Consider the following 14,730-nt stretch of genomic DNA (forward strand, 5'->3'; position numbering starts at 1 on the left):
CTGTCGATACCTTCGTGAATATTAGACCTCTTGCATAAGCTCGAATAGACCCCCCTTATAAAGGGGGGAAACTTTAAATCTTGCCCCCTCCCCTTATGAAGGGGAGCCACTGCGTTGGGCGGCTCTGCCGACTTGAAGCAAGTGGCGTGAGGGTTGGGGAGGGGTGATTCAAGGATTTTTGCAAGAGGTCTATTAAAAGTAACTTTGTGTTCAAAATTATTTGTACATTTGTAGGGGCGCAAGGCCTTGCGCCCCTACGTTCGCGGAGCGTCCCGCAGGGATGGGATGTTTTTTTAACTCTAGGAAATATTGTCAGCCAATTTTTAGGATGACAATGCCCTACTCATCTGTAGAGTAGAACTGTTGGGCGTAAAAACGGGCATACCGTCCTTCCTTAGATAGTAGAGAGGCGTGGGTACCAGCTTCAACCACCTGTCCTTGTTCTAGTACGAGAATGCAGTCAGCCCGACGAACGCTGCTCAAGCGATGGGCAATAATAAACACGGTACGGTTTTGCATCACTCGCTCCAGCGCCTCTTGAACTAATGCTTCTGATTCCGAATCCAAAGCAGAGGTGGCCTCATCCAGGATGAGAATTCGCGGATCGTTGGCAACTGCTCTGGCGATCGCTAATCTTTGGCGTTGTCCTCCTGATAGGTTAACTCCCCGTTCGCCCACCCAGGTATGATAACCCTGAGAAAACTGGGTGATAAAGGAGTGAGCGTTGGCAATCTTTGCCGCTTCTTGAATCGCTGCTAAATCTAATTTTTCCTGACCGTAACCGATGTTTTCGGCGATCGTTCCCGAAAAAAGGGTAATATCTTGGGGAACAATCCCAATTTGACGGCGCAGGCTGGTGAGTGTAACGTCACGGATATCAATATTATCAATCAGAATTTGACCCGCCTGAGGATCATAAAATCGAAGTAAAAGGTTAATTAACGTCGATTTGCCTGCTCCAGAAGAACCAACCAAAGCCATGACATCACCAGGAGAAGCGTGCAGGCAGAGATCCTTTAGCACTGGCTCGTTGGGATTGTAGGCGAAATTGACATGACGATACTCTACCTTGCCAATAACTCGTGGCATTTCCAGAGCATTCGATTTTTCGCTGAGGCTAGGCTGCTTGGCCATCAGTTCAAAGATGCGTTCGACGGAAGCTTCAGTTTGTTTGTACTCGTTGTAATTGCTAATCATCATGTCGATTGGCTGAATCAGTAAAGCTACAGCAGCTAAGAAACTGATAAACCCTTGAGATGTCAGCTGATTCTGAGAAATCTGCCATCCTCCCAATAAAAATAGCAGCATAATACTAACTGCTTCCAAAAAACCGACAACAGGAAACTGAATGGATTTGAGTTGTTGAGTGCGATACTGAGCCTGACGATTGTGTTCTGCTTCCTGATTGAATCGCTTCACTTCATACTCTTGTGCCGCAAAAGCCTGAACAACGCGAATCCCGCTAAATACTTCAGTTAGCAGCGCCGATAAATTGGAAACCTGATTTTGACTCTGGCGAGATAGCACGAGTAATCGCTGACCAAATTCTCCGATCAACCAAGCCATGAGGGGAGCCAAAATCAAACCTGCAAGCGTCAGCGGCCAATTCAGGTAGAGCATGTAAATGGGAATTACAATTAACTGCAACAGATTGGAAAGAAACTGATGGGATAACTTGTCAATAATCTCGCCTACCCGGTCGATATCTTCAGTTAGGCGATAAGTGAGGTCTCCCGTCTGTGTGGTTTCAAAATAATCTAATCCGAGTTTGTGCAGGTGAGCGTAAACTCGCTTACGCAAGTTTAAAGCCATTTCCAGAGCAGCAGCGATCATAAAGACATTCTGCCCGTATTGACAAAACCCTCGAACTAAAAATACTAAAGTGGCTAGTCCGAGCCAGTAGGCAATCTGGTTAACATTTCCCTGACTAAGAAAAGAAGCGACCTTACCTGCTAAATAGGGTATTGCTAGGGTGAACAACACAAATCCTAAGATACAAGCCAATCCCCGAATTAACAGCGGCCATTGGGGCCACAGATAAGGCAACAGTTGCCAGTAGCTAGAGCGGACTTTCATAGTTCAATTACTGTATGCTTATATTCTGCCAGCGCCGCAAAGTATCCCTTCCATGATTTATCCAATAATCTCAAAATTTATTGTGTAACCTTGGCAGATAAACTTTTGTCCTCGTGAATTGGCTGTATTAACTTATCCATCTGGTTGGAAGATCGCAGTATCACCATAGATAAAAAATTGCCGAATGCAATAATTAGCAGCTTTCCACACATAACATCTTTTTGCTCTCATGCCTGATGATTTATTTAGCTATTTTCAGCTAAATAAACCACGTCCTCTTGGGCAGAGAAAAAGCTCATTGGTGTCAACTTAAGCCCAAAGCCTTTTAAAACCTCGTTTCCAGCCAAAGGCTGGAAATATACTTCAATTGGGCTGCTGCCGCTAGTCTTGAGGCGGAGCCTCTTACTAGGCATTCCCAGTCAGAGACTGGGAACCAGACAACAACCAGACAACAGACAATCTCTAAAAGCTTGTTCTAAACTAACTTTCACGTTAAGTTGACACCAATGAGCATTGCTATGCCTCTACGACAGATGTGGTTCAAATACTTGAATTCTGCTGTAATAACTCGCTGTTTTACCTACATTCTGTTATCCCTACCTTCATTATTAAAATTTGGCAGCAACGGTAATTTCTCCTCAGTTTCTCCCAGATAGGTTAGCAGAAGGCGGGCAATTCTCTCAGATGCACCGCGCGGGCCAAATCGCTCAGGGCCATTTTCTTTGCACTTAATCAGGTACTCTGAATCTTGTAAAGTCTCGACTACTCGTTGAGCCGCTTGCCTGAGAATCTCAGGGGTTGCTGGCTTGGTGCCGATGGTTTGGGCAGAAATGCCCAACAGCCGTGTTTGCGCCTCTGCAAATTGATAGGTAAATTGAGGACCCTCTCCAGGAATCTGGATGATTGGTTTGCCGATCGCTACAGCTTCCTCCACTGCCAACCCTGCCATACCAATGACGAGAGTAGAATAACATAGGATGTCACTAAAGGCATCTGAATAACATCTCACTTCCACAATCGCTGATTTGTCAGCAGAATTTCCTGCAAGAGAATAAGTGAGTATACCTTGAGTCAGCTGCCAACCTTGACTTTTGGCAATGTCGTCTAGTTGCTCCATCAAATCCGGTATCAAGGCTGCACGAAACTGTAATCCTGACTCAGGCATCACCTTGGCGATTTCTACCACTAGTTGCAACTGCAAACAAAAATTTCGCGCGGCTTCAGGCATCCGTGACCCTGGTAGGAGAGCGATCGCTCTCCCGTCCGGTTTCAGGTGCAAGTCTTTGCCAGCAGGGACGAGCCAATCTAAAGCCGGAATGCCAGCAACCTGAGCTTTAGTTAAACCTTGCCGTTGGAGGTCATAAGCCGTATAAGGATCTTTAGTGAAAACTGCCAGACATCTAGAAGAATTAAGATCATGCCACAGCAGCGGATTGAGTCGTAACCGCCCTTCGTAGAGGGCTGAAAGACAAGAGATAAAGGAGACGAAGGGGCGCTTTGTTAAGTAAGCAAATGTCTGAGAGACAACATCCCCAGTAGCCATAATCAAATCGCAATTGGGAGCATAATGCAACAACGCTTGTAACTGTCGCCACGTTAACCCAATCAATCCCGATTGAAAATCTTTGAGCAAATAGAGGCGCTTCATGTAAAAAAATCCCCCAGAGGGCATCGTTTGCGTCGGGCCAATAATGGGAATTTTCAAGTTGCGGTAAGCTTTTCCTTCCCCGACAATCGGCATTGCTGCCATATCAAGAGAAGGACACAATTGGCGCAGGGTTTGAATAACATAAGAGGTATGGTTGTCCTCTCCATGTCCGTTACTGATAAATAGGATTCGCTTAGAAGGCATCTTGGTATTTGGGTAGCAAAAGGGAAAAACAGCGAATTTTATTTTATTTTATGGCTCCCGTAGCATTATTAATAAGCGTACCTTCGGCTGATTGTCGGCAAGTTAGGAATAATTAGCGATTGCCCCTATTGTGTGGAAATGAACGAATATCAAAGACTCGTTCACGAGGATCAAAGGTGGATGAATGAATATCAAAGACTCGTTAATGAGGATCAAAGGTGGATGAACGAGGATCAAAGACTCATTCACGAGGATCAAAGGTGGATAAATTTAGCTATATTCAGCCTAAAGGTGGAAGATATTGTCCTAAAATTTATGTTAGGTATGACCCGCGGAATCTTAGATTAACTTTAAATCTATTTAACTTTTGAGAATGTCAGACGCGGAAAAGTCCCAAAACCAGCTGGCTAGTGACAAGCTGCTGCACCGACAAGTTAGTAAAAAAGCAAATTATTCTTTGGTAGTCAGGAAAGAAGAGGGAATGGTGCTTCAGTTGGCTGATGGCACTATCCAGGCTTGCAGTGCAACTTGCGATCGCATTTTGGGACTGACGGCAGAACAGCTTGTGGGGCAAAATTTGCTTAATCCCAAATAGCATTTTATTTATGAAGATGGCTCTCCTTTCGGAGGTGAAAGTTACTCTGCGATCGTTACCCAGAATACAGGTAAACCTTGCTTGAATGTGGTGTGTGGCTTATATCAAAGGTTGGTGCTACAAGACCAGTTTAAATCCAGGCAATGGCAAAGGAGTTATAGTTATAAGCAAAATTTATGCAGATTAGACATTTTCCGAAAATCCTAGTTTATCTGTGGGTTCATTTTCATAAAATTGTCTTTTGCAAAAAAATAATTCCTAGCCAAAAATATTGGCGCAATTATGCTCGAAAATTTAGATTGCGATCGCAAATTTCCAGTCTAGCATTTGAAAATTGCCCATCACGGACAACTATCTAAAGAGTGAAAGTTTTTCCTCGGAATCCAGCCCTTAGTTAGTTGTATAATTTTGATTAAAAATGTAACAATACAGCTTATTGCCAAAACACATTTTATTTCTTTAATCTTGCTAAAGATCATGATACATTGGGCTTGACGGCATTAACCCCCCTGGGCAATCATAAAGAGACGGCTATTAAAAGCCAATTTTCCTAGAGCTTGACTGCGATTTTATAACTTATAAAATTCGCTACTTGCACTTATTATGTCGATTGTTGCAACATACCATATTACCACAGTATGCCTGTTTATCCTTATTAGTGTTATCTGCGGTTCTTTAAAAATCAAATAGGAATCCTATACTATGTGTGGTGAACATTTGGATAAATTTTATCAGATGTCAGAGCAGCTATTTATAATGCCCAACATTTAAATTTTCCAGAGTTAACGGTTGTATTTGTGGTTTCCATATAGAGGCAAACCAAACAATCATCTCGATATTTGTATTCATTTAACCTTCTATCCAGCATTTTCCAATAGTCAATCCAAGAATTTGAAAAGAGGATATTTCCATGTCTAGTTTGTTTCGTTGGTCATCAGCAAGGGTTGCTTTACTAGTTCTAGGAATGACATCTGCTATAATAGCTCCCATCGTAATTTCTACCCCAGCTTCATCTCAAAATACTGTTCCATCTACGATACCATCACCTGACACACCATCGCCTGCGACACCATCGCTAGATACACCATCGCCTACAACGCCATCGTCTGACACACCATCGCCTACAACGCCATCGTCTGACACACCATCGCCTGCGACACCATCGCTTACAACACCATCACCTACTTCAACAGTTAACTTGTCTGATGTTTCCTCAGATTATTGGGCGCGTCCCTTCATTCAAGCCCTAGCTGACAATAACGTGATTGCTGGCTTTCCTGATGGCACCTTTAGGCCGAATCAAGCTGTGACTCGTGCTGAATTTGCCGCTTTAATTCAAAAAGCTTTTGGTAACCAAAACCGAGTTCGCCAGTTAAGCGCAGGTGGATTTAGTGATGTTCCTGCTAACTATTGGGCGGCTTCTGCAATTCAGAGTGCCTATGAAACTGGATTTTTGGCAGGTTATCCTGGAAATGTGTTTAGACCAAATCAAGAAATTCCTAGAGTGCAGGGGATAGTTGCCTTAGCAAGTGGTTTAGGTTTAACTCCTAGTAACACTGGAACTAGTAGTGACCTCAGCACCTATTACAATGACGCCTCAAGTATCCCGAACTACGCTGTAAATAGTGTGACAGCAGCAACACAATCTAATATTGTTGTTAATTATCCAGATGTAAAACAACTCAATCCGCAACAGTCCCTGACTCGTGCAGAAGCTGCGGCACTCTTATATCAAGCTTTGGCTAAACAGGGAAGGGTGCAACCCATTGCTAGCAATCTTCCAGCTACTCAGTATATTGTTGGTGGAACTCAAAGAGGTACCGATATTGTTTCTCTTGCTGCATCCAGTAGTTCTTTGACAACTCTGACTTCTTTATTAAAGACAGCTGGTTTAACTGATATTCTTCAACAGCCAGGCCCTTATACAGTCTTCGCTCCTACTGATGAAGCATTTGCGGCTTTACCTGCTGCTACCTTACAGCAGTTACAGCAACCAGAAAACAGAGAAGCATTGATTAAAATTTTGAGATATCATGTGCTTCCTGGTGCAGTAACTGCTAGTCAATTCTCGCCTGGAAAACTGGCAACCGATGAAGGAAGACCTGTAAATATTAAAATTGATCGCGCTAACAATCAAGTCGAGGTGAATAATGCCAGAGTTATCCAGGCAGACGTGAAAGCTAGCAATGGTATTATCCATGCAGTCAACCAAGTCCTGATCCCGCCTGATGTTAATATTAGTCAGTTAAATCAGCCACCAACAGGAAGCACAAATGGAACACCTACGGTAGGTAGAGCTACTCGTGGTGGCAGAAGCTACATCGGGGTTGGTGGTAACATTGGTTTGGGCGGCGACGATACAGCTCTGAGCGATACTAACTTTACAGTAATCAGCAAACTTGGTCTGACAAACTTTCTATCAGTGCGACCATCGGTGATATTTGGCGACGATACAGTATTTCTGGTTCCCGTAACTTTGGATTTTTCTCCCCGCAGAGCAGGTTCGGTGGGTGAAAGAACTTTTGCTATATCTCCTTACATAGGTGCTGGCATAGCAATTGAAGCTAATGCTGATACTGATATTGGATTACTGTTAACTGGTGGTGTAGACCTTCCTCTCGGTTCTAAACTTACGCTAACAGGTGGTGTAAATGCTGCTTTTTTGGATGACACTGATGTCGGACTACAATTAGGAATTGGCTATAACTTCTAAGTAAATAGAAGTAGAACACGCAGTAGGGGCGCACATCTGTCATTGGTGTCAATTTAAGCCAAAACTCTTTTAAAGCCTCGTTTCCAGGATCTATATCATGTCCGCTGAATTGCCCATAATAAAATAACCTCACCCCGCCTATAGCTAAAGCTACAGGTTTCCCTCCCCTACAAGGGGAGGGGTTGCTCTTGAGAGGTCACACAACAATCACAAGTAATTTGCCGCACATGATTTAATTAGGACTTACGCGCTGTACAAATTAATCATAGTATGAATTTACCATGAGGTTTTATAGCAACAGCCAAGGTGGTTAGGACATTAACAGATGATAAAACTTTGACACAAAAAGGCTTTTCACCCAGTCCGCAGTCCCTTGCTATACTACGCAAAACCGTCCCTCTGCGACTCGCAGAGGTACAGACTTGAATTAAAGTTCAAGTCCGGGAGAGGTTCATCAAACTCATGTTGTATTAAGGTAGCTTGATTGCTAAAGTAAGTCCATCAGCGATGGGGACAAGGGAGAGGGTAACCCGTTCATCATGATGTAACTTTTGGTTGAGCGCCCGGAGAGCTTGAGTGCTTTCATCTTGATTTTGCGGGTCAGCAACTTGTCCTGACCATAAAACATTATCAATAGTAATCAATCCACCTGGACGCACCAATTGCAACGATCGCTCATAATATCCATCATAATTTTCTTTATCAGCATCAATAAAGGCAAAATCAAATGTCTCGGCTTGCCCAGATGCCAATAATGCATCTAAAGTTTCCAAAGCTGGTGCCAATCGCAGATCGATTTTATCAGCAACTCCGGCTTCTTGCCAATATCGGCGGGCGATCGCAGTAAATTCTTCACTCACATCAGCAGCGATAATCTTGCCATCCTCAGGAAGGGCTAAGGCAACTGAGAGTGAGCTATAACCTGTAAACACTCCAACTTCCAAGGTTTTCTTCGCTCCAATGAGTTGCACCAGTAGTCTCATAAACTGCCCTTGTTCTGGTGAAATCTGCATTCTACTTCGGGGATGGTTAGCGGTTTCTTGGCGCAACTTCAAAAGAATCTCCGGTTCGCGCAGCGAAACGGATAAAAGGTAATTATAGAGTTGGTTATCAAGACCTATAGACTGTTTTGGCATGGGTGATCAGAGAATTGAAAGAATCTACAGTTATACTATCGCCTAAGAGTGGTTAATCAGGAATCCCTAGTGAGCTTACAGCAGAATTCAAGTATTTAAACCACATCTGTCGTAGGGGCGCAAGGCCTTGCGCCCCTACGACAGATGTGGTCTATTTACCTTGAAAATAGCTGTAATCTCTGTCGTCTTCGTCTAGGTCTATTTACATAGCGTTATTTTATAATTTCACTTCCAAATTTTCAGTGATACTTTGAAAGAGTTCCAACGCTGCTCCTAAGTCCTGTGCAATTTCCAAAGTTGGGGTTGATAAATTATAGGCTCTTGATTGAAACGGTGTTCAGCTATTATCTGCAAAATTTGATTAGAGTTATCGTCAACAATCCAGCGATCGCGCTAATAAGTAGGCTGGTTTGGAGAAGATTGGGAAGATAGTGTGTTGAAATTATTGGATTGGATGCATGATCCACTTTTATACTTGCCAAAAAGTATTGGGACAATGATCAGATGGTTATCCAGTTCATAAAGGTTACTTATGAACAATTAGAAAATTTAAAAACCTGCCAAAATGGCAACCAGATTCTGATTAACCAAGTTAAATTATATAAAGATAAACGACTTCAAGGGTTTTGTTATCAGGGACTACCACGTAGGCAAATTACTTTTGCAAAACACTATTTACTAAGTGATTTTCAAAAAGAAAAAACTATTTCTACTAATTATTTGCGGAGGATTTTCTCAGTAGATAAATATCAATAATCAGGTTTGGCATTTGCTGCAACAGGAATATTAAATATGTATGGGCGTTGTTGTTAAAGTACGCATTAGCCCCCAAATAACGGGCAACGTCTACATATATTCCTGTCACTTCAGCGGCAAATGGCAGAGTGGGAGTTTGAAAGCTGACTGATATGCTTCCTCCCACTCTTCTTTTTATTTAGCGTAGGGATAGCCCGCACTTAGATCGAACTCTTGGAGACGCTGCGCCCTACAGCAGATTGCAAGTTAATGAAGTACAAAAATACCCCTCCCTAACCCTCCCCGATAGATTGGGGAGGGAACTAGATTGGGAATTTCCCCCCAATACATCGGGGGGATTAAGGAGGGTAAGGATGTACTTCATTTAGATGCAAAATGCTGTAAGTGTAGCTATGCCGTAGGCTTTACGGCGTAGCTTGGGGTAACGCAAGCTCAGTGACTGCTGCTGGCATCGCTCTCAGATATGCCAATCAAAAAAACAACTATCAACTCAATTAGAACATAAATTCTTTTTATAAATCACTATCCCGTAAAAACTCAAGAATCGCTGCATTCAACACCTCAAAAGCGCCAGTTGAGGCATCATGACAGCAGTTAGACAAAATTTGTAATTTGGAATTGGGGATATGCTGATGCAATTTTTCACCATGACTAGCAGGAAACCAACTATCTTGATCACCCCACAAAACTAGTGTAGGACATTTAATTGAACTTAGATTATTTTGAATTTGGGTGAGCATATTGGGCTTATTTGCTTGCCAATTCTCAATTTCTCGCGCTGCTATTTGTAACTCTTCAGCAACTTTGGCAACCGTACCTGGCAGTTCAATAAACGGGTAAGTTATCCAATAGACATCTTCCTGTGTCAAAATTGATGGATCGAATAATACCCCACGTCTTTCTATTGCCATAATTTCTCTAAATAGAGGTGCAAACAAATATGCCAGCCGTAAGGAGTCAATTGTTTGCATTATTTCTAAGGGCATTAGGGCAAGTAACCACATAGCCCAATGGGGTAGATGTTCGGTAAAAATAGGTACGTTTACTACTACAAGCTGCGCGATTAACTGCGGATGTTCTTGAGCAAGGGCAAGGGCAACTAATCCCCCCAGAGATTCAGCTACAATCACTGCGGGTTCATCACATAATGCCTGAATAATTCTTTTAAATTCAATAATTTGATGACTGTTGTCTTCTCTACGAGACAATGGTTTTTCGGAAAAACCAAAATTTTTGGCATCAAAACAGATTACCCGAAAATATTTCGATAATGGTGCTATACTGTGCCGCCAATTATAGCTCCAACTACCCATGCCATGTAATAAAATTAGCGGTTTACCTTTACCTTTTTCGCCATAAGCAATTTGTACAGGATACCCTTTAGCATCAGTAATAACTAGACTTTGCTGCCCTTCAGGAAAAGTAGCTTGCCACCAATCTTTCATTCCTTTATCAATAAATAATTTAACCGCCAGTTAAGGCGTTCCACAATATTCTAATTAGTATTACTGGTAATGCCACTAAAACAATGGAGATTAGCAACAATCCAGCCAAAACGGCAAAGATAAACCACCTGTCTGCACTCTTTTGCTGGCTAGGAAACTTTAAGTACTCTTCCAAGAGCTTGATATTATAGCTGTTAGCTGTCCAGGCAAAATCAAAAAAGTCTCCCAAAACTGGGACAGCACCTACCAAGCCATCAATGATCACATTCAAAACCATTTTGCCTAAAGTGGCTCTAGATACACCCAGCCGCGCTGCTTCTAAGATGATGTAGCTAGAAAACATGACTCCCAAAAAATCACCACCAATAGGTATAAGTCCTAAAATTGGATCTAGACCAAAACCAATTTTCGTACCAGGAATGGTAATAACATTATCCAGCAGCCGACTTAACTGACGCAGGCGCTTCAAAGTGGGTGCTTTGGCATCAGGTTCAATGATCGAAAATCGAGGCGGAGAATCAGACATAAAGGCGATCGCTAGCTTTGGATTGAATCGTTAGATATTCTACTCTTCTACTGAGCTTTGGCAAAAATTTCCACAGAGATTTCAGCTATATTTTCTATTTATCGGGGGATTCTGACTGTGCTTTTGGGCGCATATCTTCGCCGACAGTTACGTTCAACTGATCGCCGATTAACAGAACAGCAGCGCTCATCGACAGCCAGAGCATTAAAACTATTACAGCCCCTACTGCACCATAAACTTTATTATAATTGCCAAAATTCGCCACATAAAGCCGAAATAGGGCTGACAAAATTGCCCAAAAAACAGCTGCTAAAATTGCTCCAGGCATCATTGGCGTGCCTGAGTTCCACTGGCTTGGGCCATAGCGATAGACAAAGCCAAAGGCGAAAGCAACAATACTTAAAGCTAAAGGCCAGCGTAACAACTGCCAAAGATGCAACAAGAATATCAAAGAACCATTTCCGCGCACTACCATTGCCAATAGCCAGTCGCTGGTAAACACTAAGAAAGAAGCCAATACTAAAAGCAACATAGTACCGACTGTTAATCCTAGAGAAATGAGCTTGGCTTTCCAAAAGGGGCGAATGTCTTCTGGAGGAATTTGATGGATTTGGTCGAGGGCTGTCATAGCGGTACTCACCGCCCCAGAAGCAGTCCAAATTGCTAATACAAAGCTCAGAGAAAATAAACTGCTGTTTTTGGAGTTGGTAATTTCTGTGGTGGCAAAATCACGAATCAGATCCAAGGCTTGTTCAGGTAGGACTTGACTAAGTTGATTCGCCAGTTTGTTAAAGGTGGCTTGCAAAGATTCTGCCAATAAGCCAATGGCTGTGAGCAGAGCCAGAATTGCTGGAAACAGCGATAGCATGGCATTGAAGGCGATTTCCGAGGCAAGTCCCAAAAGTCGTCTTTCGATTGTCCTGGCAAAAGTTTTTTTGAGCGTGTGCCAATTGAGGTGGCGAAAGAAGCGAAAAAAACGAGGCTTTGGCATGATTTAGAGTTAAAAGTGGTTGCCTTTATTAATTACTTTCCCAAATTTGGGATAGCAATCGCATCTATTGACTAATGACCATTGACTAATAACTATTTATTTATGGATCAAGATTTAACACAACAGTGGTTGACAGAAATCCAGGTACTCAAAGAGCAGATGGCGGAACTTCAACACGATCGCGATGCTGCTTGGGAAAGTGCCCAAAAATGGCGTCAGCTTTACAATACTGAAGCAGAACAACGCCGTACACATGCCCAACTGTCCCAACAGGCGATCGCATCCCTCAAGGCAGACCTGCATAAACTCCAGGGTCTTGAGGTCAAGACACTGGCTGCTGGGACACCAGTAACAGCGATCCAACAAGAAATAGAACAACTAAAATCTGTGGAGGACTTGCAAGCTAAACTCATCGCCGTAATCAAAGAACGCTCACGCCTCTTGCAAGCTTTGAAAACTGAGCAGGATAACCACGCCCAAACCCGCAATAGCCTTACTACTGCTTTGGGTGATGCTATTGATAGCTTGACACGCGAACGAGCATCAAAAGAGAAAGAGAAGGGAAAAAACTCCTAACTCCTAACTGAGTATTGGCAATAATAGGGCATGGTGATAATTACCAATTATCTCATGCAACTAACTTAAGGCAAGGTAAAGTACCCATGCTCAAGCGCTTAATTGTGATTGTTACTGCTGCTACACTCTTTAGTAGTTCCTTGACACTGGCAGAGACTAAAAAGCCCAAACCACCGGATAAATTTCCTCCTAGTCCCCTAGAAATTACCACACCCGATCCGCTGTTACCACGTTTGCCCAAGAATAAACAGCCGTTAACTCTCGAAGAACAGCAAAACTTAGAACCAGCGTTGGATGCCTTAAACCAAGAAGCAGCGGCAAAATTGCAAGCAGGGGATCAGGTAGCGGCGTTTGAAATTTGGAACCGGGAACTTCGCTTGCGGCGCTTTTTAGGTTCATCACTAGAGGTGCAAGCACTATCACGAGTCGGGGCGATCGCCTGGAAGCAAAACGACAGCCAAGAAGTACAATATATTACGCAGCGATTGCAAGCAATTCAAAAGCAGGTACAATCTCAGAAAAAAACTGCCCAAATTGATCTAGAATTGTGGCGATCGCTAGGGCAAGCTTACCAAAATGTGCGATCGCCTAAACTCGCTCTTGAAGCTTACGACCAAGTTTTGTTAGTGGTACGACAGCAAAAAAGTACCACAGTCCTAGTAGAAATCCTTAAGACAATTGGGGAACTAAATTTGAGTTGGTTTGATTATCGCAAAGCTGCGCCAATCTACGAGGAATTGTTGGGTTTAGCTACTTCTGTTGGCGATCGTGTAAACGAGCTAACATATTTGCAACGGCTGGCTGAGATTTACGAGCAGACAAACCAACCACAGCAGTCATTGAATGTACTTAATAAATTAGCAGAAATTTACGTCAATGAAAATAATCTTACTGAAATACCAGAATTAAAGCTAGCGATCGCTTCAAATTACGAATCTCTAGCAAAGAAAGATCCTAACTTACTGTTAGAAGCTTTTAAAAATTATCAAGAAGCTTATACAACTGCTTGGCAATTACAGGAGTACGTTCGTGCTGGTGAAGCTTTGCAAAAACTAATTGCACTGTATCGTTCTCAAGGACAAACAGACGAGGCTTTGCAGGCTAGTGAAATTCTTGTGCAGATACAGACGCAAGCCGCCAACTTTTACGGGTTGATGCAAGCTTATGACCAAATTGGACAATTGTATCTAGAACGCAAAGAGTTTCCTCAAGCAGTAACAGCTTTTCAAAAAGGGTTAGAACTAGCGCACCAACTCAAACATCAGGAAGCATACTTTACTGGGCAAATTGAAAAAGTCTCGAAAGCAAATTTGTAGCCAATATTAGAGGATGTTTAGAAAGTCTCAATTCATCTAGTCCTGGCGACTAGAAGTCGCACGCCAGTTGCTCATGAAAAAACCCCTTGGTACTAGCCTCTCCCAAAGAGAGAAGACCGCACTGGCTTGCCTACGCACTACTAAATAGGTGATTTATACCCAGAATTTTTAGCACATCACTTTGGAGCACTGCTCCCACTTTATAACTAGATTCCAAAGGGACAAAAATGTTTATATTTCCGACTATGATATAGTACCGTAGAATACATTTATCTGGAAAAATTTCGGTGAATTATATGAAACATCCCTTTGAACTAGAAGTATCTGACTTAGAAGCAATTGAGCTAGATTTTCTAGAGCCATTGACAGATGAGTCATCTGAAAAGATTACAGGAGGATTACAAGCTACAACTCAGTACATTACTGCTCAGGTGGGTGAGGCAGCAGAAGAAGGTGGTGGCGGCCCAGTGGCTACTACTCATTACATTACTGCAAAAGTAGGTGAAGCAGCAGAAGAAGGTGGTGGCGGCCCAGTGGCTACTACTCATCATATTACTGCGAAAGTGGGTGAGGCAGCAGAAGAAGGTGGTGGTCTGTGCCACTACTAAACTTTCTTATCTTGATGATTATGTTTCCATTTGAAAGATAATATCCTGTGATCCATTTCTGGTGCTAGGTAGGAGGCTCAGTTGGCAGTTCTAATTGAAGGCAGGATGGACAAAGTTTTTTCCTGAGAGAGTTTCAAAGA

12 protein-coding genes are annotated in these 14,730 nt (G+C 42.7%); 6 read left to right on the plus strand and 6 right to left on the minus strand.

The features are described from left to right. Positions 1 to 339 precede the first annotated feature (339 nt). Both V7K35_RS06230 and V7K35_RS06235 read right to left on the minus strand, forming a co-directional pair. Entirely contained in the window at positions 340 to 2,076 is a 1,737-nt protein-coding gene (locus V7K35_RS06230) for an ABC transporter ATP-binding protein (RefSeq protein ID WP_335077277.1), read from the minus strand. A 580-nt stretch (positions 2,077 to 2,656) separates the two neighbouring features. After that, a complete protein-coding gene (locus tag V7K35_RS06235; RefSeq protein ID WP_335077279.1) occupies positions 2,657 to 3,928 on the minus strand; it encodes a lipid-A-disaccharide synthase-related protein in 1,272 nt (423 codons plus the stop codon). A gap of 373 nt (positions 3,929 to 4,301) precedes the next feature. On the opposite strand from V7K35_RS06235, the gene V7K35_RS06240 reads away from it, so the two are divergent. Together V7K35_RS06240 and V7K35_RS06245 are read left to right on the plus strand one after the other, a co-directional pair. Continuing rightward, the gene (locus V7K35_RS06240) at positions 4,302 to 4,523 is read left to right on the plus strand and encodes a PAS domain-containing protein (RefSeq protein WP_335077281.1); all 222 of its coding nucleotides are present in this window, start codon (positions 4,302 to 4,304) and stop codon (positions 4,521 to 4,523) included. Between the two features lie 910 nt (positions 4,524 to 5,433). Continuing rightward, a complete protein-coding gene (locus V7K35_RS06245; protein WP_335077283.1) occupies positions 5,434 to 7,236 on the plus strand; it encodes a fasciclin domain-containing protein in 1,803 nt (600 codons plus the stop codon). Between the two features lie 470 nt (positions 7,237 to 7,706). Here V7K35_RS06245 and V7K35_RS06250 read toward each other — a convergent pair whose 3' ends face one another. Then, entirely contained in the window at positions 7,707 to 8,372 is a 666-nt protein-coding gene (locus tag V7K35_RS06250) for a class I SAM-dependent methyltransferase (RefSeq protein ID WP_335077285.1), read from the minus strand. 504 nt (positions 8,373 to 8,876) lie between these two features. Between V7K35_RS06250 and V7K35_RS06255 the strand changes: the two genes are divergently transcribed. Continuing rightward, a complete protein-coding gene (locus V7K35_RS06255; RefSeq protein ID WP_335077287.1) occupies positions 8,877 to 9,128 on the plus strand; it encodes a hypothetical protein in 252 nt (83 codons plus the stop codon). Between the two features lie 512 nt (positions 9,129 to 9,640). Here V7K35_RS06255 and V7K35_RS06260 read toward each other — a convergent pair. The 3 genes from V7K35_RS06260 to V7K35_RS06270 form a co-directional block, all read right to left on the minus strand. Then, entirely contained in the window at positions 9,641 to 10,573 is a 933-nt protein-coding gene (locus tag V7K35_RS06260; protein ID WP_335077289.1) for an alpha/beta fold hydrolase, read from the minus strand. A gap of 19 nt (positions 10,574 to 10,592) precedes the next feature. After that, complete coding sequence (locus V7K35_RS06265; RefSeq protein ID WP_335077291.1) at positions 10,593 to 11,099, minus strand: DUF4112 domain-containing protein; 507 nt, start codon at positions 11,097 to 11,099, stop codon at positions 10,593 to 10,595. Positions 11,100 to 11,193: 94 nt separating this feature from the next. Further along, the gene (locus V7K35_RS06270) at positions 11,194 to 12,090 is read right to left on the minus strand and encodes a YihY/virulence factor BrkB family protein (protein WP_335077293.1); all 897 of its coding nucleotides are present in this window, start codon (positions 12,088 to 12,090) and stop codon (positions 11,194 to 11,196) included. Positions 12,091 to 12,192: 102 nt separating this feature from the next. Here V7K35_RS06270 and V7K35_RS06275 point away from each other — a divergent pair, with 102 nt between their 5' ends. The 3 genes from V7K35_RS06275 (at position 12,193) to V7K35_RS06285 (ending at position 14,590) form a co-directional block, all read left to right on the plus strand. Then, positions 12,193 to 12,666: a hypothetical protein gene (locus V7K35_RS06275; RefSeq protein ID WP_335077295.1), complete on the plus strand. Its 474-nt coding sequence runs from the start codon at positions 12,193 to 12,195 to the stop codon at positions 12,664 to 12,666. Between the two features lie 86 nt (positions 12,667 to 12,752). Next, on the plus strand, positions 12,753 to 13,982 hold the full coding sequence (locus V7K35_RS06280; RefSeq protein WP_335077297.1) for a hypothetical protein: 1,230 nt from the start codon (positions 12,753 to 12,755) through the stop codon (positions 13,980 to 13,982). Positions 13,983 to 14,278: 296 nt separating this feature from the next. Beyond that, a complete protein-coding gene (locus V7K35_RS06285) occupies positions 14,279 to 14,590 on the plus strand; it encodes a hypothetical protein (protein ID WP_335077299.1) in 312 nt (103 codons plus the stop codon). Positions 14,591 to 14,730 lie beyond the last annotated feature (140 nt).

Source organism: Nostoc sp., from assembly GCF_036917275.1.
In the GTDB taxonomy this organism is placed as follows: Bacteria; Cyanobacteriota; Cyanobacteriia; order Cyanobacteriales; family Nostocaceae; genus Nostoc.

Excerpts from the sequence above, each read along its gene's own strand:
- V7K35_RS06245 (WP_335077283.1), top strand. The coding sequence starts at position 5,434 with ATGTCTAGTTTGTTTCGTTGGTCATCAGCAAGGGTTGCTTTACTAGTT.
- V7K35_RS06285 (WP_335077299.1), top strand. The coding sequence starts at position 14,279 with ATGAAACATCCCTTTGAACTAGAAGTATCTGACTTAGAAGCAATTGAG.
- V7K35_RS06235 (WP_335077279.1), bottom strand. The coding sequence starts at position 3,928 with ATGCCTTCTAAGCGAATCCTATTTATCAGTAACGGACATGGAGAGGAC.
- V7K35_RS06265 (WP_335077291.1), bottom strand. The coding sequence starts at position 11,099 with ATGTCTGATTCTCCGCCTCGATTTTCGATCATTGAACCTGATGCCAAA.
- V7K35_RS06240 (WP_335077281.1), top strand. The coding sequence starts at position 4,302 with ATGTCAGACGCGGAAAAGTCCCAAAACCAGCTGGCTAGTGACAAGCTG.
- V7K35_RS06250 (WP_335077285.1), bottom strand. The coding sequence starts at position 8,372 with ATGCCAAAACAGTCTATAGGTCTTGATAACCAACTCTATAATTACCTT.
- V7K35_RS06275 (WP_335077295.1), top strand. The coding sequence starts at position 12,193 with ATGGATCAAGATTTAACACAACAGTGGTTGACAGAAATCCAGGTACTC.
- V7K35_RS06260 (WP_335077289.1), bottom strand. The coding sequence starts at position 10,573 with ATGAAAGATTGGTGGCAAGCTACTTTTCCTGAAGGGCAGCAAAGTCTA.
- V7K35_RS06270 (WP_335077293.1), bottom strand. The coding sequence starts at position 12,090 with ATGCCAAAGCCTCGTTTTTTTCGCTTCTTTCGCCACCTCAATTGGCAC.
- V7K35_RS06230 (WP_335077277.1), bottom strand. The coding sequence starts at position 2,076 with ATGAAAGTCCGCTCTAGCTACTGGCAACTGTTGCCTTATCTGTGGCCC.
- V7K35_RS06255 (WP_335077287.1), top strand. The coding sequence starts at position 8,877 with ATGGTTATCCAGTTCATAAAGGTTACTTATGAACAATTAGAAAATTTA.
- V7K35_RS06280 (WP_335077297.1), top strand. The coding sequence starts at position 12,753 with ATGCTCAAGCGCTTAATTGTGATTGTTACTGCTGCTACACTCTTTAGT.